At 32.7% G+C, this 24514-nt stretch carries 24 protein-coding genes, 1 pseudogene and 1 riboswitch; of the genes and pseudogenes, 1 reads left to right on the top strand and 24 read right to left on the bottom strand.

All coding sequences use genetic code 11. The annotated features are described in order from the left end of the window. Positions 1–41: 41 nt before the first annotated feature. The 11 genes from ACZ42G_RS04350 to asrA form a co-directional block, all read right to left on the bottom strand. Positions 42–914, bottom strand: coding sequence for a carbohydrate ABC transporter permease (locus tag ACZ42G_RS04350; protein WP_014758324.1), 873 nt, complete (start codon positions 912–914; stop codon positions 42–44). A gap of 15 nt (positions 915–929) precedes the next feature. Further along, positions 930–1898 (bottom strand): ABC transporter permease, encoded by a 969-nt coding sequence (locus tag ACZ42G_RS04345; protein ID WP_085113021.1) that lies wholly within the window; start codon positions 1896–1898, stop codon positions 930–932. 81 nt (positions 1899–1979) lie between these two features. Beyond that, entirely contained in the window at positions 1980–3053 is a 1074-nt protein-coding gene (gene uxuA / locus ACZ42G_RS04340) for a mannonate dehydratase (protein WP_464851596.1), read from the bottom strand. A 41-nt stretch (positions 3054–3094) separates the two neighbouring features. Continuing rightward, positions 3095–3781 (bottom strand): GntR family transcriptional regulator, encoded by a 687-nt coding sequence (locus tag ACZ42G_RS04335; RefSeq protein ID WP_464851594.1) that lies wholly within the window; start codon positions 3779–3781, stop codon positions 3095–3097. A gap of 351 nt (positions 3782–4132) precedes the next feature. Next, the gene (locus ACZ42G_RS04330; RefSeq protein WP_464851593.1) at positions 4133–4705 is read right to left on the bottom strand and encodes a Uma2 family endonuclease; all 573 of its coding nucleotides are present in this window, start codon (positions 4703–4705) and stop codon (positions 4133–4135) included. 209 nt (positions 4706–4914) lie between these two features. Next, positions 4915–5217: a ferritin family protein gene (locus ACZ42G_RS04325; RefSeq protein ID WP_013297471.1), complete on the bottom strand. Its 303-nt coding sequence runs from the start codon at positions 5215–5217 to the stop codon at positions 4915–4917. A gap of 89 nt (positions 5218–5306) precedes the next feature. Beyond that, positions 5307–5789, bottom strand: a complete 483-nt coding sequence (gene thiW / locus ACZ42G_RS04320) for an energy coupling factor transporter S component ThiW (protein WP_085113025.1) — start codon at positions 5787–5789, stop codon at positions 5307–5309. Positions 5790–5816: 27 nt separating this feature from the next. After that, a complete protein-coding gene (thiC, locus tag ACZ42G_RS04315; RefSeq protein ID WP_464851592.1) occupies positions 5817–7121 on the bottom strand; it encodes a phosphomethylpyrimidine synthase ThiC in 1305 nt (434 codons plus the stop codon). 112 nt (positions 7122–7233) lie between these two features. Continuing rightward, a riboswitch (TPP riboswitch) is annotated at positions 7234–7333 on the bottom strand. Between the two features lie 80 nt (positions 7334–7413). After that, entirely contained in the window at positions 7414–8427 is a 1014-nt protein-coding gene (gene asrC / locus ACZ42G_RS04310; RefSeq protein WP_464851590.1) for a sulfite reductase subunit C, read from the bottom strand. 17 nt (positions 8428–8444) lie between these two features. Continuing rightward, positions 8445–9233, bottom strand: coding sequence for an anaerobic sulfite reductase subunit AsrB (gene asrB / locus ACZ42G_RS04305; RefSeq protein ID WP_464851589.1), 789 nt, complete (start codon positions 9231–9233; stop codon positions 8445–8447). Beyond that, positions 9226–10272, bottom strand: a complete 1047-nt coding sequence (gene asrA / locus ACZ42G_RS04300; protein ID WP_464851588.1) for an anaerobic sulfite reductase subunit AsrA — start codon at positions 10270–10272, stop codon at positions 9226–9228. Before asrA ends, asrB begins: the two co-directional genes overlap by 8 nt. A 260-nt stretch (positions 10273–10532) precedes the next feature. On the opposite strand from asrA, the gene ACZ42G_RS04295 reads away from it, so the two are divergent. After that, positions 10533–10913, top strand: a complete 381-nt coding sequence (locus ACZ42G_RS04295; protein ID WP_464851586.1) for a carboxymuconolactone decarboxylase family protein — start codon at positions 10533–10535, stop codon at positions 10911–10913. 68 nt (positions 10914–10981) lie between these two features. On the opposite strand, the gene ACZ42G_RS04290 is transcribed toward ACZ42G_RS04295, so the two are convergent. The 13 genes and pseudogenes from ACZ42G_RS04290 to ACZ42G_RS04230 form a co-directional block, all read right to left on the bottom strand. Beyond that, positions 10982–12148 carry an RNA-binding domain-containing protein gene (locus tag ACZ42G_RS04290; protein WP_303264321.1) on the bottom strand — a complete coding sequence of 389 codons (1167 nt, stop codon included), beginning with the start codon at positions 12146–12148 and terminating at the stop codon, positions 10982–10984. A gap of 56 nt (positions 12149–12204) precedes the next feature. After that, positions 12205–12792: a YdcF family protein gene (locus ACZ42G_RS04285; protein ID WP_464851584.1), complete on the bottom strand. Its 588-nt coding sequence runs from the start codon at positions 12790–12792 to the stop codon at positions 12205–12207. Between the two features lie 77 nt (positions 12793–12869). Further along, complete coding sequence (locus ACZ42G_RS04280) at positions 12870–13349, bottom strand: N-acetyltransferase family protein (protein ID WP_464851583.1); 480 nt, start codon at positions 13347–13349, stop codon at positions 12870–12872. An 80-nt stretch (positions 13350–13429) separates the two neighbouring features. Next, positions 13430–13591, bottom strand: coding sequence for a hypothetical protein (locus tag ACZ42G_RS04275; protein ID WP_430348590.1), 162 nt, complete (start codon positions 13589–13591; stop codon positions 13430–13432). A gap of 20 nt (positions 13592–13611) precedes the next feature. After that, positions 13612–13923, bottom strand: a complete 312-nt coding sequence (locus ACZ42G_RS04270) for a helix-turn-helix domain-containing protein (RefSeq protein WP_464851582.1) — start codon at positions 13921–13923, stop codon at positions 13612–13614. A 110-nt stretch (positions 13924–14033) separates the two neighbouring features. Then, the gene (locus tag ACZ42G_RS04265; RefSeq protein ID WP_464851581.1) at positions 14034–16169 is read right to left on the bottom strand and encodes a DEAD/DEAH box helicase; all 2136 of its coding nucleotides are present in this window, start codon (positions 16167–16169) and stop codon (positions 14034–14036) included. Between the two features lie 72 nt (positions 16170–16241). After that, positions 16242–17573, bottom strand: coding sequence for an ATP-binding protein (locus tag ACZ42G_RS04260; protein WP_464851580.1), 1332 nt, complete (start codon positions 17571–17573; stop codon positions 16242–16244). Continuing rightward, complete coding sequence (locus ACZ42G_RS04255; RefSeq protein WP_464851578.1) at positions 17570–19507, bottom strand: TerB N-terminal domain-containing protein; 1938 nt, start codon at positions 19505–19507, stop codon at positions 17570–17572. The genes ACZ42G_RS04260 and ACZ42G_RS04255 overlap by 4 nt, the downstream gene beginning before the upstream one ends. An 86-nt stretch (positions 19508–19593) precedes the next feature. Then, positions 19594–19773: pseudogene (locus ACZ42G_RS04250) on the bottom strand (mannose-1-phosphate guanylyltransferase); the annotation flags it as partial. An 82-nt stretch (positions 19774–19855) separates the two neighbouring features. After that, positions 19856–21724, bottom strand: a complete 1869-nt coding sequence (locus tag ACZ42G_RS04245) for an AbiA family abortive infection protein (RefSeq protein WP_464851577.1) — start codon at positions 21722–21724, stop codon at positions 19856–19858. 122 nt (positions 21725–21846) lie between these two features. Next, entirely contained in the window at positions 21847–22392 is a 546-nt protein-coding gene (locus tag ACZ42G_RS04240) for a YwgA family protein (RefSeq protein ID WP_464851575.1), read from the bottom strand. Between the two features lie 322 nt (positions 22393–22714). Beyond that, entirely contained in the window at positions 22715–22966 is a 252-nt protein-coding gene (locus ACZ42G_RS04235; RefSeq protein ID WP_464851574.1) for a hypothetical protein, read from the bottom strand. Between the two features lie 216 nt (positions 22967–23182). Beyond that, a complete protein-coding gene (locus tag ACZ42G_RS04230; protein ID WP_464851572.1) occupies positions 23183–24103 on the bottom strand; it encodes a hypothetical protein in 921 nt (306 codons plus the stop codon). Between the last annotated feature and the right edge of the window lie 411 nt (positions 24104–24514).

The following is a 24514-nucleotide window of genomic DNA, read 5'->3' as shown; positions in this document are numbered from 1 at the left end:
CAGATAGTCCCTCCTTTTTATTGAATTTAATATGATGCCTTTTAGCCTTTTAATGAGCCAATCATTACGCCTTGAACAAAGTACTTTTGTATAAATGGATATACCATCATTATTGGTATTGAAGTCAATATGACGCTGGCTGATTTTAAAGTCGCAGATATTTGAGCCAATTCGCTTTGGTCAGATGTGCTGCTAACTGCCGTCTGCTGTGCACCTGCTAAAATATTTCTCAAGTACAATGCGACAGGAAATTTTGAGCTATCATCAAGGTATATAAATGGTCCAAACCAGTTGTTCCAAACACCTACTGCGTAGAAAAGCGCCATAACGTACATTATAGGTTTTGAAAGCGGAAGTATTATTTTAAGAAGGATGCCGTATGTGCTCATTCCATCAACTTCTGCAGCTTCCTCTAACTCCGCTGGTATTCCTTCGAAGAACGTCTTCATAACCATTACGTTAAACGTGCTGACCGCTCCTGGTAGCACGACACCCCATATAGTGTTTCTCATGCCTAAAGCGTTTACTAAAAGGTAAGTCGGTATAAGTCCACCGCTGAAAAACATAGTAAATACCACAAAGCCTAAAATAATTCCTCTACCTTTTAATCGCTTTTTAGACAACGGATACGCTAAAAGCGTCGACAAAAATAATGAAACAAGCGTACCTACAACAGTGTAAATAATCGTATTTTTATAGCTGGTCCAGAATTCTTTTTCCGCCAAAAGAACTTGATACGTCTTTAATGTAAAACCTTTTGGATATAAAGACACCAAACCTGCATAAACGTATTTTTCGCCGCTTAAAGACACACTTAATAGATACCAGAAAGGATACAATGTCACCAATATTACTAAAATCATTATTATCGTATTTACTACTTTAAATATTTTATATTGCTTTGACTCTTTCATCTATCATCACTTCCCTTACCATAGACTGGATTCTGTGAATTTTCTTGACAAGTAGTTTGCAGTGTAAACTAATGTAAGACCTATAACTGCTTCAAACATGCCTATTGCTGCGGCATAGCTAAAGTTATTTGATACAAGTCCCATTCTGTATAGATACGTAGATATGACATCCGCCGTAGAATACGTCAGAGGATTATACAGAAGCAGTATCTTTTCAAATCCTACTGACAAAAGTCCGCCAATGTTTAGTATCAAAAGTATCATTATCGTAGGCAATATACCTGGAATAGTCACATATATTGTCTGCTGCCATCTGCTGGCACCATCTATTATAGCCGCCTCGTACAATTCCGGGTTAATATTTGTCAGCGCTGCAAGGTACAGTATAGCGCCCCAGCCCATGCCTTGCCAAATGCCTGAGACGATGTATATAGTCCTAAACCATTGCGGTTCTGCCAAAAAGTTGATAGTATGCCCAATGTAATGTTTTACAATCATATTGATAACGCCTGATGATGGATCAAGTATCTGCATTATCATGTCTGCCACAACAACCGTCGATATGAAGTATGGCAAATATGATACTGTTTGTGTAAATCTCTTAAACCAATTGCTTTTGATCTCATTCAAAAGCAAAGCAAAGATTATCGGAAATGGAAAGCTTATTACCAAATACTCCACACTCAAAATTATCGTATTTCTAAAAACCTGCCAAAACGATGGATCATGTATAAACATGTCAAAATACCTAAGTCCGACCCATTCTGTACCGTAAACAGGTCCACCCGGAACAAATCTCCTAAAAGCGATAATATTGCCGTACATAGGCACATATCTAAATATGATGTAATATGCTATGGGTAGTATAAGTAGGCTATATAATTGCCAGTCTTTTTTAATAGCTTTTAACGTCTTCTTAAAATCCCTATTTTTCCCTTGTTTAGCCTCCTTACCCCCACCTTTATTAACCAATGCAGAATCCATATGCTTTTTCTCCTTTCCCAGTAAAACAGAAATTACTTTGAATTTGGTCTTTAATACTGTCAACTGTTTTCTTATAATAGTTCATTTAGACATCTTATTTATAGCCTCCCAAAGCCCATTCAAATACGTCACACCTAAAGCTCTGTCGTAAAGTCCATATCCCGGTCTTGCCTTCTCATCCCATATCATCCTGCCGTGGTCCGGTCTTATATATCCTTCAAAACCTATATCATAATAAGCTTTCATGATTTCAAACATATCAAACGATCCTTCACTTGATAAATGCGCTGATTCGTAAAATTTCCTCTCGCCTATAAACCTTATATTCCTTACATGGCCAAAATGAATCCTTCCCATCCTGCCAAAATGCCTTATAAGCTCTGGTATATTGTTTTCAGGATTTGAACCTAATGAGCCACTGCAAAGCGTCAATCCATTGTAAGGACTGTCTACAAGGTTTACAATCCTTTCAAGATTTTCTTTACAAGTGACTATCCTTGGCAGTCCAAATAATGACCATGGCGGATCATCCGGGTGTATAGCCATCTTTACATCGTATTCTTCACATGTTGGTATTACATTCTCCAAGAAGTACTTAAGATTTTCAAATAATTTTTCTTCATCAACATCTTTGTACATGTCAAACAGCATCTTCAATTCTTTTAAGCGGTCAAGTTCCCAACCTGGAAGTATAAAGCCATTTGAGCCATTGTCCATGTCTTCAATGAGCTTCAGCGGATCTTTTCCTTTTAACATATCTTCATCGTATGACATTACATATGATCCATCAGGTAATTTTTCATTCAGATTCGTGCGTATCCAGTCGAAAACAGGCATGAAGTTGTAGCATACGACTTTTATCCCTAACTTGCCAAGATTTTTTATTGTTTCCTTGTAATTTTCAATGTATCTATCTCTTGTCGGAAGCCCTAACTTGATGTCTTCATGAACATTTACACTTTCTATCACCTCCAGTTTAAGGCCGTAGGACTCAACTTTTGTCTTTAATTCGCGTATTTTTTCAATCGGCCAAGTTTCTCCTACGGGTACATCGTATAAAGCCCCTACAATCCCATAGACACCTGGTATCTGGCGAATCTGCTGAAGTGTCACACTGTCATCTTTTTCGCCAAACCATCTAAAAGTCATCTTCATATATCTTACTCCCTTATTGTAGATTTTTATTGCAATGTAATTTATTGCTTAAAATACTCTGGATATTTTTCTTTCAAAAGCACTACATCTCTGTCTATCATCGTCAAGTGTCCACTTATTATCTTTAATCCTTTTTCTTCATCTTTCTCCTTTATGGCACTTATGATATTTTTGTGGTCGCTTATGATAGCATCCCAATCAGTATCAGATGACAATCTCAATGTCCTTATCCTGTCATAATCGCCACTTATAAACCTTATGGCTGACCAAATCCTATCCATTTTGCATCCTCTGTATATAAGCTCGTGCATCTCGTTGTCTAAGTCAAAAATGGTAATATAATTTTCTTTCATGACACAAAATTCTTGTTGGTTTATATTCGCTTCAAGCTGAAACAAGATGTCATCTGGAAATTCTCTACAAGCCTGTCTCACGATTTCTTTTTCAAGATTTACCCTCATGAATTTTGCTTCTTGAGCACGCTTTATATCTATCAAAGAAACAAACGTGCCTTTTTGTGGGTAAATTTCAATCAGTTCTTCATTTGCCAGCCTCGTAAATGCTTCTCTAATAGGCGTCCTGCTGGTTTCAAATGCATTAGCTATATCATTCTCTGATATAACCTCTCCAGGCTTTAGATTGATGTCGATTATGTTCTTTCTAATCATTCTGTAAATGTAATCTTTTTTTGACTCATACGTATTGTTTTCCAAAAGCTCTAATCCCATCGCTTCACATCCCCTATTTTAATACTTGTATTCTTGTATACTAGCATATTAATATTCATATTCTTATATATTCGACATCATTTTTAAAATTCCTTCTTTTTTTATTTAATTTTTCTTCTGTTTAAAAAATTCATAGGGGACATAAAGCGTAATGAGTCAAGTAAAAATCACTTTAAATTTTTGAACTTGTATACTAGTATATTAATATATTGCTTTTATATTATAATATATTCTACGTAAATTTCAAAAATCCTTCTTGTTTTAAAAAAATTTTTTCTGGAAAAATAAAACAGAATTAAGGTTAAAAAAATAAGGCACAAGAGAGTTTTCACTTGTGTCTTGATGGTTAAACTAAAATGTAAAAACAGATTTTAGATCAATGATGAGATCTTCAAAAATTGAAACTTTAATTTTATCTTCATCAGAATATATCCCAGGCCTTCCATACCTTTTATCGTCATCTAACGTAAAAACAGTTACAATCTTGTTATCCGGTTCTACTATCCAGTACTCTTTTACTCCTGCCATCTCATATAGATTAAATTTTTTAATTTTATCATTTCTGGCTGTAGAAGGTGAAACAATCTCTACAACTAAGTCCGGTGCGCCTTTGCACCCTTCATCATCTAATTTCGACTTATCACACACTACTACAATATCAGGTTCTACAACCGTTTCTATGTCATCATCATTTTCGTTTGCTTTAGGAAGTCTCACTCCAAACGGAGCACTATAGACATTACATGATTTATCTTTCAGATACACAGAAAAAATAGTTAATACCTCTCTTAAGATCTCTTGATGTATTCTTGAAGGCGGAGCCATGGGAAATGGATTCCCATTTATTAACTCCCAGCGTCTATCATCTTTCCATTTTTTATAATCGCGATACGTATACGTCTTATTTTCATCAGGTAAAGCCATAATTTTTTCCCTCCATCCTTTATAAAACTTAGAAGCATCATATTTTATTTAATAGTTTTAAGTTGTTACAAATTGGTACATTTGCATCAGCTTTTTATTACATTATTGCTTATTATATTTAAGTAAATACATAAGGAAAAAAGGCTGTGACATTTTACATAATGTAAAAAAGACAGCCTCCATTGAAATATCAATATATGTATAAAAGTTTATTTATTTTTTTCAATCATCTCTTCTACTTCTTTTGCTCCTTCTTCATACAGTTTTTCTTCATCTGGAGATAATTCCTTCAAAAGTCTCAAAAATTCTCCGGCATGCACTCTTTCTTCGTTTGCTATATCTACTAAAACATCCTTTGCTAATTTATTGTCTGTAGACTCTGCTAGCTGCATGTATAACTGTATAGCCTCATACTCTGCTGCCACCATAAATCGTATAGCTCTTATAAGCTCCTCATGTGTAATTTTGTTTTTATTTGCAAGTCCAGCAAATGGAGTACCAAAATCAGGCATACTATAGCCCCCTTTTTATTATTATTTGTTATTATTTGATTGTAAGTTCATTATATCACAAAATTAGGAATTTACCGAATTACCATATTTTATTTATAGACCTTTTTCGACTTATCCAAAACCTCAAGCAAAATAAGGGCTATGATGCTTCCTGTCACTGTATTTATTAAAAATGGAGTTACAAAGAAAAATGCTCCCACATCTTTACCAATGATGTATTTGGCTATTGGAAATGCCACAAGGCCTCCTATTATCCCTGTACCAAAAACCTCCCCTAATGCAGCTAAAATCTTTTTCCCTGTCAATTTATATAAAATTCCTGCCAATAAAGCGCCAATCATGCTACCTGGAAAAGCCAATAGTGTTCCAGTGCCCATTATGTTTCTGATTATGGATATTGAAAACGCAATTAGTACTGCATATCCTGGGCCAAGTGTCACTGCAGATATGACATTAATTATATGCTGTATAGGGGTCGTTTTCGAAACACCTACAGGGAAAAATACAAAATTCGCAAAAACTACACCGATTGCAATCAGCATAGCTGAATAAGTAATCTTTTTTATATTCATTTACAATCCTCCCAATTTTTAAAAATCCTACTTTAACAGGCTTATATCTTCTCCTGTAATAACTCTATTCATGTTTCTCACAGCACACATATTTCCACACATTGTACATGTTTCACTATCATGTGGTAGAGATTCACTCCTGTACCTTCTCGCCTTTTCAGGATCTATAGCTAATCTAAACATTTCATCCCAATCAAGCTTTCTCCTGGCATAAGACATATCATTATCCCATTTTTCTGCATTGCGTATACCTTTTGCCAGATCCGCTGCATGGGCAGCTATTTTAGAAGCAATGATGCCTTCCTTCATATCTTCAATCGTTGGAAGTCTCAGATGTTCCGCTGGTGTTACATAACACAGGAAATCCGCTCCACTTGCTGCAGCAATTGCACCACCAATTGCACTTGTAATATGATCATATCCAGGTGCAATATCTGTTACGATTGGCCCCAATACATAAAACGGCGCACCATTACATAGCTTTTTCTCCAACAAAACATTTGCTTCGATTTCATTCAGCCTCATATGACCAGGTCCCTCAATAATCACTTGAACATTCCTTTCATAAGCTCTTTTTGCTAATTCTCCAAGGGTTATAAGCTCTTTTATTTGGCATGCATCTGTGGAATCATTTATGCAGCCTGGCCTCAATGCATCGCCAAGGCTTATCGTTACATCGTACTCAGCACATATGTCAAGAATATCATCAAAATACTCATAAAAAGGATTTTCCTTATCATTTAATTCCATCCACGTATATAACAAAGAGCCTCCGCGAGAAACGATATTTAGAAGTCTTTCATTTCTTTTGAAAATTTCCGCCGTCTCTCTGTTGATGCCTGCATGGATAGTCATAAAATCAACACCGTCTTGTGCATGCCTTTCGACGATCTTTATAAATTCTGAAGGAGTAATGTCTTTTAAATCTTTGTCATAATATCCTACAGCATCATATACTGGAACAGTACCTATCATGGCTGTAGAAATGCCTATCAATCTGTTTCTAAATTCGAAAGTTTTGCCATATGAACTTAAATCCATGATAGACTCTGCTTTCATTTCTATCGCCTTTTTTGCCTTTTCTAATTCTGCATCTACATTGTTGCAGTCCCTTGATACACCTAAGTTTACGTTTATTTTTGTTCTAAGCCCTGTCCCTACGCCTTCTGGACTAAGTGCTTCATGGTTTTTATTTGCTGGTATGACTACTTCACCAGAAGCTACCTTGCTCAGCAATAAATCCACTTCAATGTCTTCTTTTGCTGCCACAACATTCATCTCTTCTGTAATAATTCCTTTTTTTGCTGCATCTAATTGTGTAGTGTAATTCATCGCAGTCATCCTTTCATAAATTATTTTGTTTTGATACTTGTAAAATGAAGGGAGGAAGAAGGTTATATTCGAAAATATTGAATAAAAAAAGCCTTACCGCATGGTAAAGCTTTATAATCAAAAGCTTGCTTCCCTACGGTAGTATTAACTACATCAGGTTCTAAGGGTCAGGTTTTACCTTCTCAACCAAAATGGTTCCCCCGCAAACTAATTTCACAAGTATTAAATTTAATCTAATTATACTTTAAAACTCTAAAATTGTAAAGGTAATCGGGATTAAAAATCTAATTATTTAACATTCACAAACAGGCTTAACATTTATGTTTGACCTGTATTCAGTTTCTGACCAAAATATTCTATCTGCAACCATAGCTTCAGGGTTTAATTCTACACCCTTTAATATAAGCTCTTTAAATTTATTGTATCCAGCCCTGTCTATCAAGTGACCTCCATGGAGATATACTGGTTTATGATTCAATACCTCTGCTGAGAAATCTTGCCAATTTTTAAGTATGCCCAGCACTACATCTTCTGTTACCCAATTTAAGAAAATCTTTCCCATGCGAGGTGTCTGTTTTCCGGTTCTACCACCAATGAGGACTCTGTAGAATTTCTTAGGATTTCTAGACCAAGCACCTGTGGGACATACAAGTGCACACTCACCACAGCCAACACAGCAGCACGAATCTTTCTCGATTTTTCCATTTACCATGTATAAAACACCTGTAGCATGTTGTTTACAAGCCTCGATACATTTCTTACATCCTATACAACGATCGTAATCATATTCTGTTTTTGTAATGCCTATAATTCCAAAATCGTTGAAATGAGCCTTTGCACAGTCATTAGGACATCCGGCTATGCTTACTTTTATATGATAATCACTTGGAAAGATGATTTTTTCAATTTTTCTTGCAAGTAATGTTGTGTCTATATTTGCCTTTATGCAATGTTTATTTCCTATGCAAGCCATAATGTTTCTAGAACCTATCGTTGGATATCCATTGTCATCTACTTCCATGTCAACACCACAAAGGTCTACTTCTATCTCTTTAATGAACGTCTTTATATACTTATTGACTTCATCGATATATTCATACTTTATTCCAGGTATTGATAAAGTTTGTCTAACGCCAAGATGAAATTGTCCATTTCCCCATGTTTTTGCAATATGTTCTACATATGACAGATATTTAGCATCCATTACACCGCCTGGAACGCGCATCTGCAGCATGAATTCACCGCGGACTTTCGATTGCCTGTAACAATTTCTGCGGACTTTTTTTACATCTATATCATAGTTCATTACATACACCTCCACATTTAATCAAGTAAATCCTTCGCTTTTGTGTAGTTAAACACAGGACCTTCGAGGCAAACATACGTCTCGTTTATCTTGCAGTGACCACATTTTCCAATTCCGCAAGACATTTTTCTCTCAAAGGAAACCCAAATTTTATCTTCTGGTACCCCATTTTTCAATAATTCTAATGCTGTAAAATGCATCATTACTGGCGGACCAACGACAATGACATTGTAATCATCAAAGCTATCAAATGGTATTTTACTTATATGCTCTGTAACCAAGCCAACTTCAAATCCATCGACTTTTTTCTTATCAAGAGTATATATAGTGTTAAATTTTGTCTTAAAATTATTTAAATCGTCTTTAAACAAGACGCTATTTTCATCTTTAAAACCTGCTATAAAGTGTAGTGATTTTATTTCTTCCGAATTATCATAAAAATACTTAAGTAAGCTTCTAACAGGCGATACACCTGTACCACCAGCTATAACAACTAAGTCTTTTCCTTTATATTTGTTAACAGGGAATGAATTACCATAAGGTCCTCTCATGAATATCTTATCGCCAGGAGATAAGTTAAATATCTCATTTGTTACTTTTCCTACTTTTCTTATAGTAAATTCCATCCAATTGTCACCCATAGCGCTTATCGATATAGGTGCTTCACCTATCTTTGGAATGGAAATCTGAAAGAACTGCCCATGCTCTGCTTTTACATCAACTTCAACTCTAAATGTGTATTCCAAATTCGTCTCATGAACTATTTCAAGTATCTTATATGGCTTAGGCATGAAAATATTATTCATTTATGCTGCCTCCTTTACCCGACTTCAACTTTTCAACTTCATCGTATAAGCGATTTATCGTTGTCGAAAAGGATATTAACTCTGGACATCTTTCATCACAGCGACCACAACCGACACACATGTTTTCCGTTTTAAAGCGAGCTTTATAATCATATACTTTATGAAGTGTACGGAATCTCATCATTTCACCGGCAGTTTTTCTAAATACATGACCACCCGCCATCTCTGTAAAATCCTTGTGCATACAGCTTGCCTGCACTCTTCTTCTTTCGCCAACATTTGCATTTTCACTGTAAATTAAATCAACTGTATTAAAACAGCTACATGTTATGCAAGCAGCAGTACAAGCACCGCAGCTTATACAGCGGGAATTAAAGCTTTCCCACATGTCAAAATCATATACTTTTTTAAGTAGATCTGTATTATCTATTTCTGGAACATGGACAACCTTCGGATTTGATTTTACGAATTCAGGCTTAAAATCTATTTCTTTCTTATCTTTAAATATGTCAATAAATTCATCATCTTTAACGTCAACCATTACATTATCATTATTAAATCTTATCGCTAGACTATAGTTATCTGTTTTATTGGAGTTCATAGAGACGCAGAAGCAGGTATCCCAGCCATCTTTACATTCCATCAAAACGAATTTTACTTTTTCACGGAGTCTTTTGTAATAAATATCTTCTGTATCACCATTTTGGAGGAAAATCGTATCAAGTCTTCTTATGCCATTTATATCACAAGCTCTTACAAATAATAGTATTTTTTTATCAAATACCTTGCTTTCTCTGTACTCATCCTCTGTAAAATAAAACAAAGCTTGTGTTATTGGATATATAACTTCTTTTGGTGAAAAATCGGATTTTTCATCGTATACAATGTCCTTCAAAGATTTTATCTCATCGTATCTTATAAGATCTGTGTCAGAATACCGGCCACGCTTTTCAAAGCGCTTCGGTGCATAAATTTTATAATCTTTCTTCAGTAGATTTAAAATATCGTCAAAATCTTTATTCTCAATTAGATATCCCAAGTTCTCTCCTCCTTTGAAAATTGAAAATTATTTAACATATTTTGATATAATTATAACATCAAATATTTAACGAGTATAATAATAAAAATTTATAGAAACCATAACAGGAACTTATATGTCTGATATCTCTTTAGTTGTTTCAAAGCTTACATAAGCTGAAATTTTCACCGTACTTGCATTCATAATCGAATAGTAGTATCATTATGTTGTACCACGTCATAGAGGGGGGTATATATTATTTCATTTTTAGGAGTGATAGTATGGCTATAGGTGTTAAATTAGTTAGCAATGAAGAGGCAAGTCCAGAAGTAAAGCAATTATTTGAGCAAATAGAAAAGCAGATGGGATTTATTCCTCCAACAATGCGAGCAATGGCAAATAAACCAGAATATTTAAAGCTATTCCTTCAAAAATCTCAAGTGGCAATGGGACCGGGGAAAATCGACTCTAAAACAAAACTTTTTGTCGCTTTAACCGTGTCAATTCTAAACAATTGTGAGATGTGCATAACCACATACACCAAAAAATTAAAAGAAGCAGGCGTAACCGATGAAGAAATAGTTGAGCTTTTATCAGTTATCGATCTAATGAGCGGTTTAAACCACTTCAACAATGGGCTTATGATAAAACCAACCGAATAAATAAAGTGCGCTTTCACCAAAAAAGGCTTTCCTTCTCCTATGACAAAAGGAAAGCCTTTTACACAATATTACGGCCTGTAAAATATAACCTTGAATAATTCTGCTTCTTTATCTTCAATAAATTCAGGTTCTTTGATACCTGCTTTACTACATTCTGCAATCATTCTTCTTATGCCAGAGCCAATTCCTCTGTATGGGATTTTTAATTTCGGCAAATATGATAGCAATATAGGATTCCTTGCAATCTGTATTCCTCTTTTTATATTCTCTATGTTTGCAGTATTAGGTAATTTACCCGGACTTATTATTTCTACTCTGTCATCAAACACAAACACTCTAATGCTGCTTTCGATAAAATAATCTCTGTGTACAATTGCATTAATAACTGCTTCTTCGAGAGCAATTTCGGGAATCTCTATTATTCCTTGCAGATTTACATTCTGTCCTTTCTGGATTTTTCTTAAATTTCTCTTTAAAAAGGCAATAGTATTTTTATACTGCTCAAAAATAGTACCTTCTATATTTTCATTGTCAAGATACTCAGTTCCGCTTACGTCATTCCCTATAAAGCTTACCGCTTTAATTATAAATTGCGGTTTTAAGCGTTCTGGCCTTTTGCCAAACAATAATAATCCAGCCAATGTCAAACTGCTGTCTTTCATGAGTTTTAAATTATTTAAAAGCCGCTCCACGGGTATTCCATTTTCTTCAATTGCAGAGCCGTATTCTTTTTCATAAAAATCCCTAAATGCATACATATCAATATCTTCAATTGAAGTATTGGGCACTACCATCTCATCTGCATAAATATTTCCGGATGATTGCATAAGCCGTCTCAATTCTTCCCTTGTTGCTCTTCTTTTGTCAGCACCAACCTTTATCCAATAATCGGTCCTATTTGCGGCATAAGGTTTATTATCACCTTTTGGCACATCTATAATTACAACCAATTTATCATCAAAAATTATATTTTGAGTCAGAACACTTATAGGAGGCTCAATTTTCTGTGATGCAACATTTGATATTATCTGATTTAAATAATTAATATCACTAACCCCGATAATTTCTCCATCATCCGAAACACCTACAACAATTTTTCCACCATCAGTATTTGCAAATGCACAAATTTCAGATGCCAATGCATCCGGACTATTTATCATGCTTTTAAATTGAGTGTAGGAATCTTCTCCTTTTTTAATCAGTCTAATAAGTTCATCAACATTAAAAATTTCCATAATAACACCACCAAATATATGTATGGTTTTAATCTATGCTATATATTATAATTATATCAAATATTAGCTAAAGTTCTCAAATACATATACAATAATGCAGGTGCTTCCCGTAAAAAGCCGTATACTTCTTCATAAAAATACCTTTTTACAAATACTCCTGAATAGCTTGCATTTATGCCTGCTTCTTTCGCTATTATGCTTGCCCTTTTCAGGTGAAATTTGTTTGATACAATTATTGCTGTCTTTAGCGATTTTTCATCCATAATTTTCTTAGAATTTTTGAGGTTTTGCAACGTTGAATACGACTTGTCGTCTTTTAATATAGTATTATCAGGTATACCATTTTTCAAAAGATATTCCTTCCCCGCTTCTGCCTCAGATATATCCTCACCAGGTCCTTCACCGCCAGATACAATAATGTACTTACCAAGTCCCTCTTTATAAAGTTTTATAGCTTCATTTAACCTTTCCTTAAAAAAAGGACTCGGATTTTTCTCGTAAACTGCACAGCCGAGGACAATAATAGCATCAGATTTTACCGGTTTTGCATTATATGCAAATGTGATCACCTGTAACTCTGCTATGATATTTAAAAGCAGGACAAAACCTATTAGCAATGCAGTAATTTTTATAAGAAGTTTCATCATATAACACCAGAATTATTCTTAATTTCTATATTTGCCTTTTTACAATTTAATCTTACTATTTTCCAGTAAAATAATCAATTAATCTTCAATTCCATTCTTCTATTTCTTGTCGTCATACCCAATCCCTCATAAAACTTAATAGCATCGCTGTTAAATTCCCATACAGTTAATTCTAGCGCATCATAACCAGATTTTTTTGCATAATCAACAATATGTCTAAATAGCATTCTTCCTACACCTTTTCTTCTATGATTTGAGCTAACACATAAATCATCTATATAGGCAAATTTTCTCTGTATAAGAATTGGAATATTTCTCGTAGTCATTATCTCTATAATGCTGTAAGCTATTATTTCATTATTACAATCTTCAGCGACAAAAATCTTTGTTTTATCGTCATCTAATATCTCCTTAAATCTCTCTTCTGTAAATGGATTGTCCACATCTGCATACACATCTGGCCTATTTTTAACATGTAAACTATGTACTTCTTTAACAAGAGTACTTATAGATTCATAATCATTTTGCGTTGCTTCTCTTATTTTTATATTCATTAGATTTTCTCTCCACTTTTATTTGGTATTGGCAAAATATCCCCAAATATCAAACTATAAACAAGTTCCTTATCTACTACCTATTTTTTATTTGTTTCATTATCCTTTTTCTGCTGTATTAATTTAAAAATATTTACCATAGGCAATTTTACTGGCGGATTTATTCCAGAAAGAGATGTAACAGTTAAAATATATGTCCGTGATAACTGAGAAAGTGTCGTTAAACCATTTAACTCTATCATACCTAGAAAATCCTCTTGTTTCAACTTTTGAATATTCCAAACAAATGCACCTTAAAATTCCATCCTAACTTTTTTGAAATTTTCCAAAGCTGTTCAATGGATAGGTTGTATTGACCACTTTCAAGTTTTGATACCATCGATTGCTTAATTCCCAATTTTTCGGCAAGCTGTTTTTGCGTCAAATCATTTTTAATCCTAAATTCATATATCTTCATAGAAATCTCATATAATATATCATCTAATTCAAACTTTTCTTTTGTTGATTCATCAGCTAACTCATCAATTAACTTCCATGCATCTCTTAATTCAAACTTATTGTCTATAATCTCCATAATAAAATCCCTCCTCATTTTAATTGCGTTACAGAAGGCTAGTCCAGCAGATCTCTTATTTCTTGAGATGTAACATTCAGGTTGTTGATACAAGCAAATTCCACTTTGTTCTACAGCCTGATTTCTCGAATACAATAGCAATTTAGAAAATCGAGTACACCTTCAATATCAACATAATGTGCTTCATGCATTTTAGTCTGTAATTTTTTAGGAAGAAACGGGCTATATTTTGACACAAAAAACTCGTGGTCCATTGTATAAGGTAACAAATCACTTAAAGACCAATCTTTCTGTCGAATCTCCTTTAATATTTCTATTAAATCAATATTGTCCAAAATAGAGATACGCCCAATACCATCAGTCTTATCTACATTAACACCATAATAGCGAAGCATCCAAATTAACGTTTGAAAAATGTTGGTGCCGGTAAATGTTTCAAATAATAGTTCACCATCCATCCTCCATATTATTCTCTCATCCGGTCTTACTTTATAATGACGATAAGGCGCACGTAACTCTTCTAAAGTATAGCGACCATCATCATTAATAAAATCAAATATATAATCTGAACATAATATCTCATGCATATGTTCAGGAATTCTTCGGTGTAATCGCACACCCCCACCTGAATAATTAGGTGGATGCCCGTCCACTGCTTTCTGCACATATACCTTGCTGCGTTTAGCATCTACTTCTTTGATCGTCCACAATCGCCCAGCAAGGATAATGTTATCTCCTTCATTTACGAATGGCGTTTTTTGAATTTCCCCAATTTTTTTAATTCCATCTAATACTTCATATGAATCTTCAGTCATAAAAACAGAATAAAAATCTTTTCCTCTAAGCAGTCGTTCCCCTTCTAATCCGACAATCAACTGGCCTGTATCACTAAGTTGTTCCAAATAATCTTGCTTAACCATATGTTCAATTAACAGGCAAATATCTGTTTCCGGTAAATCATAAAATGCACCATTGCGTTTCAACAATATAATTAAATCTTCTGGTGCAGCGCCATTCATTTGGTGGCATATTGAAATAATTTGATGAAACAAAATATCATAAGGGTGTGAATAACCTTTACTCGGCTCTATCCAATTTTGTAATAACAAATCCATCACTGCAATAGATTGTAATAACCCGTACTTATCTGCCGTATATAATTGCAAATACTGATCTTTACCCTGTTTTCTGCCTGACCTTCCTAACCTTTGTTTTAAAGATGAAACAGTAAAAGTACTATCCACTTGAATAACAAAATCTATTTCTCCAATATCAATTCCTAGCTCCAATGAGCTGGTTGCTACGATACTTTTAGGCACAGTAGATTTAGCCATCATCTTCTCAACAAATTCACGTTCCGCTTTAGCAATGGAAGAATGGTGTGCGTAGTACATCTGCCCTATTCCATCTCGTTCAGCCAAACGATTTAAAATAACTGTTGCCTCTTCAACAGCACCTCGGCTATTAAAAAAAATTAAGGCAGAATGATTACGGGTCAATTCCCGGATATCTTCATAAAGTTCGATAGGATAACTCCTTATTCCCTCACTGTCAAAATGCATCAAATTATAATAAAGATCTTTGTCATTTTCTCTTACTTCGATAATTTCAACGTTATCTGGGTCTCGGTAATTAACCCAGTTCTTAACTAACTCAAAATTATCAATTGTTGCCGATAACCCAATAATACGTGGTCGATCTTTGGTAAAACATTCAATGCGAGACAATAATGAACGTAACTGAACTCCACGTTCTGTATCAATAAAAACATGAATTTCATCAATCACAATAAATTGAAGATACTGAAATAACAAAGGCAGTGCATAAGTACGATTTATAAACAAGCTTTCAATGGACTCAGGTGTGATTTGCAATATACCAGCAGGATTATCAATAAACTTCTTTTTACTATATTGACTAACATCACCGTGCCAGCGATGAACCGGAATATACATTTGATCACATAACTTTTGAATGCGTTCAAATTGATCATTAATCAACGCCTTCAATGGTGATATATAAAGAACTTTAAGAGTATAAGGCGCTGTTTCTTCAATTTGGCTAAGTATAGGCAGAAATGCTGCTTCTGTTTTCCCAGAAGCTGTAGCTGACGAAAGAATCACGTCCTTTTGCGTATTCATAATAACCGGAATTGCTTTCTCTTGAATAGATGTAAATCTTGTCCAACCCATATCCCATATTTTCTTTTGCACAGTATTAGATAACATATAAAATGTCTGACTCATTTTATCCCCCTCGTATCACATCATAAACGGCGTATTCACCGTATCATTCACATGTAAAAACACTTTACATCACTAAAAATTACCACGTTGAAAGCGATCATGTATATTAACCACTTTTCGATCCAGCTTATCATCCTGTGGTGTTTCATTAGAAACACCAAATAATTCTTTCCAATCTGCCATCGGATTTTCAATAAGAATATTTAAACTACTGATAAACTGTCGAATAACGTCCCCCAAGATGATATGCTTCTCAGCGCCCGGTCGTTCATAAAAATGAATCAAAAAATCACGAATCTTTTCATCCGTTACCATTGGTTCATAACCGTAATGAGCTGCGTGTATATCACGGATATTCATTAATAAAACCAGAGTTTCATTAGGAGAAATTGGCGTTAATTTAATCACCGGTTGCTTTAAATCACGGTATTCATCGCCTTGAACACCTGGTTTTAACCTACGTTCCAATGCTTTATAGCTGTAAAGTCCCCTTCGCTCATCTTTCAAAAACTCAGGTGTACCGCTGAAGGTAATATATAAACCTTCCACTGCTCCTTGTAAAATATCATTATATATCATTAAAATATACTCATAATTTTTCTCTCTTGCTTCTCGGTGCGTAATTTTATATAAATTAACTGCCTCATCTAAATTAATGATTAATCCTGAATATCCTATTTGGCGTACAAATTTCGATAGCACCTTCAAATATCCATAATAATTGTTGTCATTGATAATTTCGCGAATTCCTAAATCACGAATAGCATCGGTTTTTGCCAGGTACTCCCCTCGTATCCATCTCAAAGCACGGCGTTGCTTTTCCCTGTCTTGCTCTACAAAACCCCGATAATAAATGCCTAATACATTTGCAAAATCATATCCCCCCGTTAACTCATCCAAGTGTGAAACAACATCAATAATTTCTTTTTCAACTGCTTGAATAAAAGTAGGATCATTCAAAATAGGCCGGTCATAGCCCAATTTTTGTACCACCTGATTTTGAATATTTGTTATCCACTGGTCCAAAATCGTCGGTAAAGCATTACCCTGTGGAACTGATTTAGTAGATAAGTTCCTCATTAGCTCGCTGTACAAAGCAACAGCTTGGTTATCATTTCCGTATAATCTCCTATGTGGAGTAAAATCAGCTTTTGCAACGACAAACCCTTCATCAAGACCTATCTGACGAATAAAATTTTGCATAAAGCTTTTGCCAGTTCCGTATGCTCCAATAAAAAATTTAATTAACGAACTTCCATTTTCCTTAATATCCTTTAGATCCTCTTTTATCTGTCTCATTTCAGCTTCACGACCAACTATTATATATTGAAGGCCTCGACTGGGAACTACCCCACCAGCTAATGCATTTAAAATATCTGCTGAATCACGCCTTTTAATTTTCATATTGCTTTACTCCTCTCTATTTCCTCCAATACACATACTAACTCTTCGTTTATCACATAATCATCGCCTATCTGCTCAATTAACACATCATCTAAATATTCCTCTGCTTTTGTATTGATTTCGTTAATAAAAACCGCAGCGGGAATGCCTTTATCTCTTATCTCATCATTCACCACGTCGATTCCTCTCCTTTTGCTAGAGAATGTGCTAATAAATTTAATTTCTTCTTCTGTTAATAAGGAAAGAAATCCTTCAACATCCACATCATCGTCACTCAGTGTAATTGTCGGCCGCTCGGGAATATCAAGTTTTGTTTTCTCTACATTAGACATTGGTTTAATTTCTCTCTCTGTACTTTTATCCTCATCCTGTTCATCACTGGAAAACTCTGAAAGAAAAGCCTGATGCCTTCGTTTCAATACTTCAACTTGTTTACCGTCCAATTCTGTTATCCAGGATTTGTCAGAATCATTATCAACTGTTTTTGTTTCTAATGTCTCATTGGGCTTTGGAGGAATTTGGCTCCCATTCTCCTCAAGTTCATCTGTTACAATATGCGAAAAACGACTTTTGATTCTTACATCTTCATCAATTTCATATACTTTTTTGTTCTTCATCTCTTCTAATAAACGTTTTTTGAAACCAGGAGGAAGTAACTCTTCATTTGCTTGGATTTGTCTCTTAACACCGTTACACAATCGAGTAACATTTTCAGAAACGCGAAATAAAACAGTGATCTCGTTATAAAAATATTCTGTCGGTACGTATTCCGTATATTCAATAACTCGGCTTCCAACATTTCGACCAATCACTGCACTTTTAAACAAATAATACGTTGCCGTTTTTTTCTCTTGTTCAAACCAAGCCTTTTCTAAATCTAACCCTTCTTCAATGTTTATTTTTTGGAATAATTTTAATGCCTTCTTAAATGTAGCATAAACCTTTTGTTTGTTCATTTCGAAAAAGTTGGTTTCTGAATATCCTCTGATAACTTTTTGCCATTCTTTAATAGGTATTCGGCTAATATCTTTTTCATGGGCTTTAAATATTTGATAAAAATCTGTATGATAATAAGGGTCAGCTCCTAATCCCCATTTACGAGCCAGCTCAACTTCATTTAACTCAATTAACATATCTCTAATCCACTCTGAAAGATATCTATCCAAGTTGGGAATTCTTTCTTTATATGCCTGTTGTAAACGAACCATCATACTGACATTAAATGCTGCATTTTGATTAAAAGTATAATTGATCAATTCATAAGCAAATAAAATCACATAGCTTAAATCTGTATCCAAATAATTCCCTTTTAACGTCTGGTGTCTCCAATAAAAATACCATTTCTTTTGTTTTTCATCGAGATCTCGAAAAGTCGTCCAATAAACCTGCAAAGGAACAAATTCAGTTTTAACACCCATTTGATTAGCATATTTAATCGAATCTTCCATGAAATAAGTCTCATGAGTATGAATAGAAATTTCGATAACCGGTCTGTTTAAATCTTTAGCCTTAAATGATTTTTTAATTTGCTGAATTTCTTCTTTGATGTAAGAAGGTGTCTTGAGATGTGCATATTCTGGCAAAATAATGTCCTCTTCCCTGTAAAACATCATTTCGTTTTCTCTATATGATAGAACTGATTTTTCAGATTCGGCTTTCTCCGGTCTGGTTTTCTCCACTCGTGGAGTAATTGATTGAAGTGGCTTTTCCTGTAAAAATTTTGAAGAATTCTCTTGGCTTTCGAGATATCGCTGATGCCATTTATGAATAAAAAACATGTCTATCCATCCCAATAATATTGGAATACCTGTCCAACTAAATGCTAAGTAAAGAATGCCCCTTAAATATTTACCATAATAAAAAAGGTGAGCACCTAAACCACCAAAAAAGAGCGCTAAAATATAACCAACTGTTTTTGATTTGCCCCGCTTCACAAAATTGTTCCTCCTTTTCCTAAAAAACAATACAAATAGCAAAAATATTTCGATATATTTCTCAAAAAATATATCATAAATACTCCGCTTTCCTCTTTTTTAAGCTTCTGCAACACTTCTTTCACGTTCTGTGCTTTATCCTTTGAGCATATCAAAAGTTCGTCTTCTGTGTCTACGATTATGATATCTTCTATGCCGAGCATCGCGATTAGCTTATCATTTCCTGTTATGATGCATTTCTTTGTATCTACGCTCACAACATTACCGCATTTATCTTTTTCGCATAGGATTATGAGTCATGCTAAAGGTGGCTAATGCATAGAAGAACCGTCTCCTTGTGTTTATGGGTTAAATTAATCCCTTTTCTTTACAAATACTAATTATTAATTCTTTCATATCTTTAATGGATTGCTTTAATTCTTCTGTTGAATTATTATTTTCTACTAATTCTGCGCTTGAATGTGAAAGTGGATTTGAATTTCTTAAAACATGTGCTTTATGAATAATTTCTACTCCTTTACTGATGGAGCCATAAAATTTTTTATGTTCACCTTCTTTATAAAATAATTTATAATTTGGTTTTCTACTATCATCATAATGGGACGCAAATGCTATATGAGCAGTTACCCTATCAAAATAATTTTTAAAAAATGCAAAAGCTGACATCATATTACCTTTTTGTTCTTCGAATAAATACATAATATACAGATAATAAGTCTTATGATCAGGTTTTATGGCATTACAAAATTTATTTGTGTCAACATCATTCAGTGATGAAATAAAAGAATTTTTACAAAAATAATCATAGTAATTATATAAATCCGGACAATATAATTTTATAACATCCAATAGATCTCTATGTTTAAATCCTCTTTGAATTAAATAATTTATGGCAATTGTAGTATCATATGAATTCCATTTTTTCGCTCTATGACGATTAAAAAGTTGATTTAAAAAAGCTTTTATTGCCATATTACTTTTTGTATTTAAAATCATAATAGTTAATCTTTTGGGATCTAAACTTATAAAAGAAATGTTTTTACATATTATTCTATTTATTGTTTCTATTACTTCTTTATTCTGAAACACATTAGATTTTTCAAAAATAAAATAATTAAAAATCTCTTGTGGTGTAAATTCAACATCCTCAATCAAAAATGATTTCTCAATTATTTCGTTATAATCGTCAACAGTTATATCGCCATATAATAGTGCAGATTCAATATTATTTAAAAAGGTAATTACATTATCATTTGCTAGTTCTCCAATTTCAAACTTTATTCCATTAAAATATTCATCATATAGAGATTTTTTCAACTCTTCATTCAGTTCAGAAGCTTTTCTCAATGTAACCTTTGATGAATTAACAGCTAAATCATATTCATATAAAATTGACGAATATTCATTAATTATATCATTGAAAACATTATTTAAATTACTGCAATTTTGATCTGTCTGAATCAATATATATAAATCATCAACATACCTGACCATTTTAAAACTTTTTATTTCTGGAATTTTGTTTATAATAAATTCTCTCAATCTTACATCTATATCATCTAAATATACTATTGTTGCTAAATATGAAGTAGCTACACTGTTCTCTATCAATGGAAAATTACCATTTCCACAATAATAAATGAATTCTTTATATAAATGTAATTGATACTGTGTAATACTTACACAATTTTCATTAGATACCTGATCTATTCTCGAAAATAGTTTATTTAAATTGATATTTTTAAAAAAGTCTCTAATATCAGTCTTTATAAAATAATCATAATTCTCCAATTCTACATTAATCTCTTTGCAAAATGCATCATAATCATATTTATAAAAACATCTCATTTCGTCAAAGTTACCAGCATAAAAAACAGAAATATCGCTGGGACGTTTGGGATGATATACAGTAGATATTGTCTTACCGATCGATTCAAATAAAAGATAACTTAAAGGAGAAAGTAAACTCGAATTTCTAAAACTTCCATCACTTTTTTGCATATAATTGTTTGTTCTTAATAAAAATTTAGGAAATAAAACTGCTGCTCCACTTTGAATATATTGTTGAAAAAATTCTTTGCTTTTTATTTTTTCTTTATCATGTATATTTAATTTAGAAAATGGAAACCATTGTATATATGATTTTAGCCTTCCTATTTTCTGCTTAAAATACATATCACAAACCGCTTTCCATGTATCATATGTAATAAAAAACATATCTAAACCTCACATAAAAAATTTCTTTTTTATCTTACATGGCATAGGTATTTTTCCAATTCTAAAATTCGGGATTTTTGACGGAAGCTAAACCGTCACTTAACATTATTTCCTATAAAAAATTAAATAATATCAACTCCATATTTGTCATGTATTACTTTCAAAAAATCAAATGCTGAATCTATTTCCTCATAAGTATAATTTTTGTCAGATTTTACGATTTTTATCTTATTAACAATTTTATCTCTTGGATATCCTTCATGTTCAAAATATATAATTGTTGAAACCAGTTCCAAAAATCTGGATTTTTGATTGTTTAGTTCTTCAATTAAATCCTTATATTTGTCAAGATTATGTTGTATATCTATTTCTTTTTTTAGTTTATATTTATACTTTGGAAATAACCCACTATCATTTTTCTCTTCCTCAATTATATTCATCGTCTTAAGCTCTTCCAGCTCAATTGTCAAAGTATCCGAATAGGGACCATAGTAATGAAAATAAAAATTCTCCACGAAATTTGCTCCTAAGCTTTTTAGTATATAAACTATTTTTTGAATCTTTTTACGGCCATCAATTTCTCCGGCGATATTTAATAACTCAATAATATTAGCATATTCATTCAATGTATCACTCATTTTTATAATCATTCCTTTCGCTTCGATCAAGGCACAAAACGTAATGAAATGTGCCACTTCGAGCTAATTTTGTTCTATAATTATGTCATAGGGATACCAGTAAACTACAAATCACGAGGAGGTGAGTGGGTTGCTGCGCCTGCGTAGTGACCGCATTTTTATATGTATAGATTGTCTTTTCAAGCACAAATAAGTGTGCCACTGAGCACGTAATCTTTTGCTGAATTTAAGATTTGTGGTTAATATTATGCTTTTCATTTAATAGCATACTTCTATGACTTGATAAACATATTAGCAAGTCTGCTTATTCTATTTGCTATAATATTGTTTTGCAATAATTCTTTATATTTTTTTAACTATAACTTTGTTCATATTGCTGACACATCTCTGTTATAAATGCTAATATCCGCTCTATATTCTCTTTTAATTTTGGAATGCCATCTTTAAGATTTATTTTATTTATTGCAGCTTTATTCATGTTCTTAATGCGGTAATATGTTTCAATAATGCTGTCTCGGTCACTAACGCCACAATTTTGAGCTTTTTCTATAGCCTTTGTTGCATTTATTAGTCCTTCTGCATCATCCCTTTCTATCTTTTTCATAAGAACTTTAATGCTTTTCTTTTTCCTTTTTCATTCTAATTATCTATGTAATTCTTCTAAATATTAGGTAGTTCATTAAAGAATCGCGTGTATTTTATTGCCTTAGGCATTTTGAATCTGCATATTCTCCCTTTAAACAGTTATATGCCTAAATGGTAAAGGGTAATATATTTTAAGAATGTTGGCAATAATTTTTTCAATCGGTTTTATTGTATTTTATTTTTGAACTCTTTGTGTTTTTATTTTACCCTTCAATTTAATAAATTCTTTAATTCTCATCATAATTTTGTAAAATTCATATTTATAATCCACATGTTCAGGTAAAGGAGTCATAAGTTCAATATCTTTTTTCTCTATTTTTATAGCACAGTAGTTATTAGGCTTAAAAATTATATTTCTTTTATCCTCTGCTATAATTATACCTTCAATTATTTCTTTATTAAAAATTTTATTATTTTCTATTTCAACATTATTTATCGTGAGATATATACTTTTTACAATTTTACCTTTAATTCTATATTTTCTAAGATCAAACAAATTACTAAGGCAATTAATAAAGCCAAATGAAGTAAATATATAAAACATATTTATTAATAATTTTAAAATAATGATTATATAATATAAATTTAAACTATCCGTTTTTATTGTATATCTATTGTTATTAAATATAAATATTACAAAATATACACAACCAAATGCCATTAACATAACAATGTTGCTTATCAATAATATTTTACTCAGCTTTTTTCTTCTTTTATATGGTTTATTGCTTAATAGAATTTCATTAATATTCATAGTAGAAATTATTAAACATATTATATATATTAAGCCTATTATAATAAAAAAATAAAATTCTATTTTCTTTAAAAAATTCATGAAAAAAAACACTATTATTGCTGATAAAGATGTAATCAATATAACTAATCCATTTGTAACATTTTTTGTCTTTCTTATTTTAATTTTCATAGCATCAAAAACCATATTAATACCTATGGAATAAAAATACCCGCATATATTTATTATAATATAATAGGCAATAATCAACATTTTATTCTCAATCAAATATTCTAATAATTCGTTATTCAAAGTCTCACTTCTTTCTTTATCCTCAATTTCTTTCTCTCTATTGCGTTTCATAATTCAATGAATAAAATTTATTGCTCATTTCATCATCTTTATACCATGGTACTTTTTCTATATTACCCTCCCATAAACTATAATCAATTGACTTGAGCCTATTTACATAATATCCATTGTACCTTAATAAACGTAATATGGTTAATTCTAAATACCATAGACCCAATTCATGAGCTTTCCACCTATCGTTAAATGATAAGGCATTTACTTTTTCTTTTTTTACAGGATGAACAATGCTATTTCTAATCTCTGTAAATAAATAAGGCCCATCTTCATATCCGGGACTTATATTAAAAGGAATCTTTATTGGTATCCCAAAATCTACTCTTTATAATACATCATTCTACTTTTCTAACACAATTCAGATTTAATTAAGGATTATTTGTAACCTTCTGATACATTTTTGCAGTT

Source organism: Thermoanaerobacterium calidifontis (assembly GCF_055381745.1).
The sequence above is the reverse complement of the archived record's forward strand: the minus strand, read 5'-3'. Positions and strand labels throughout refer to the sequence as shown.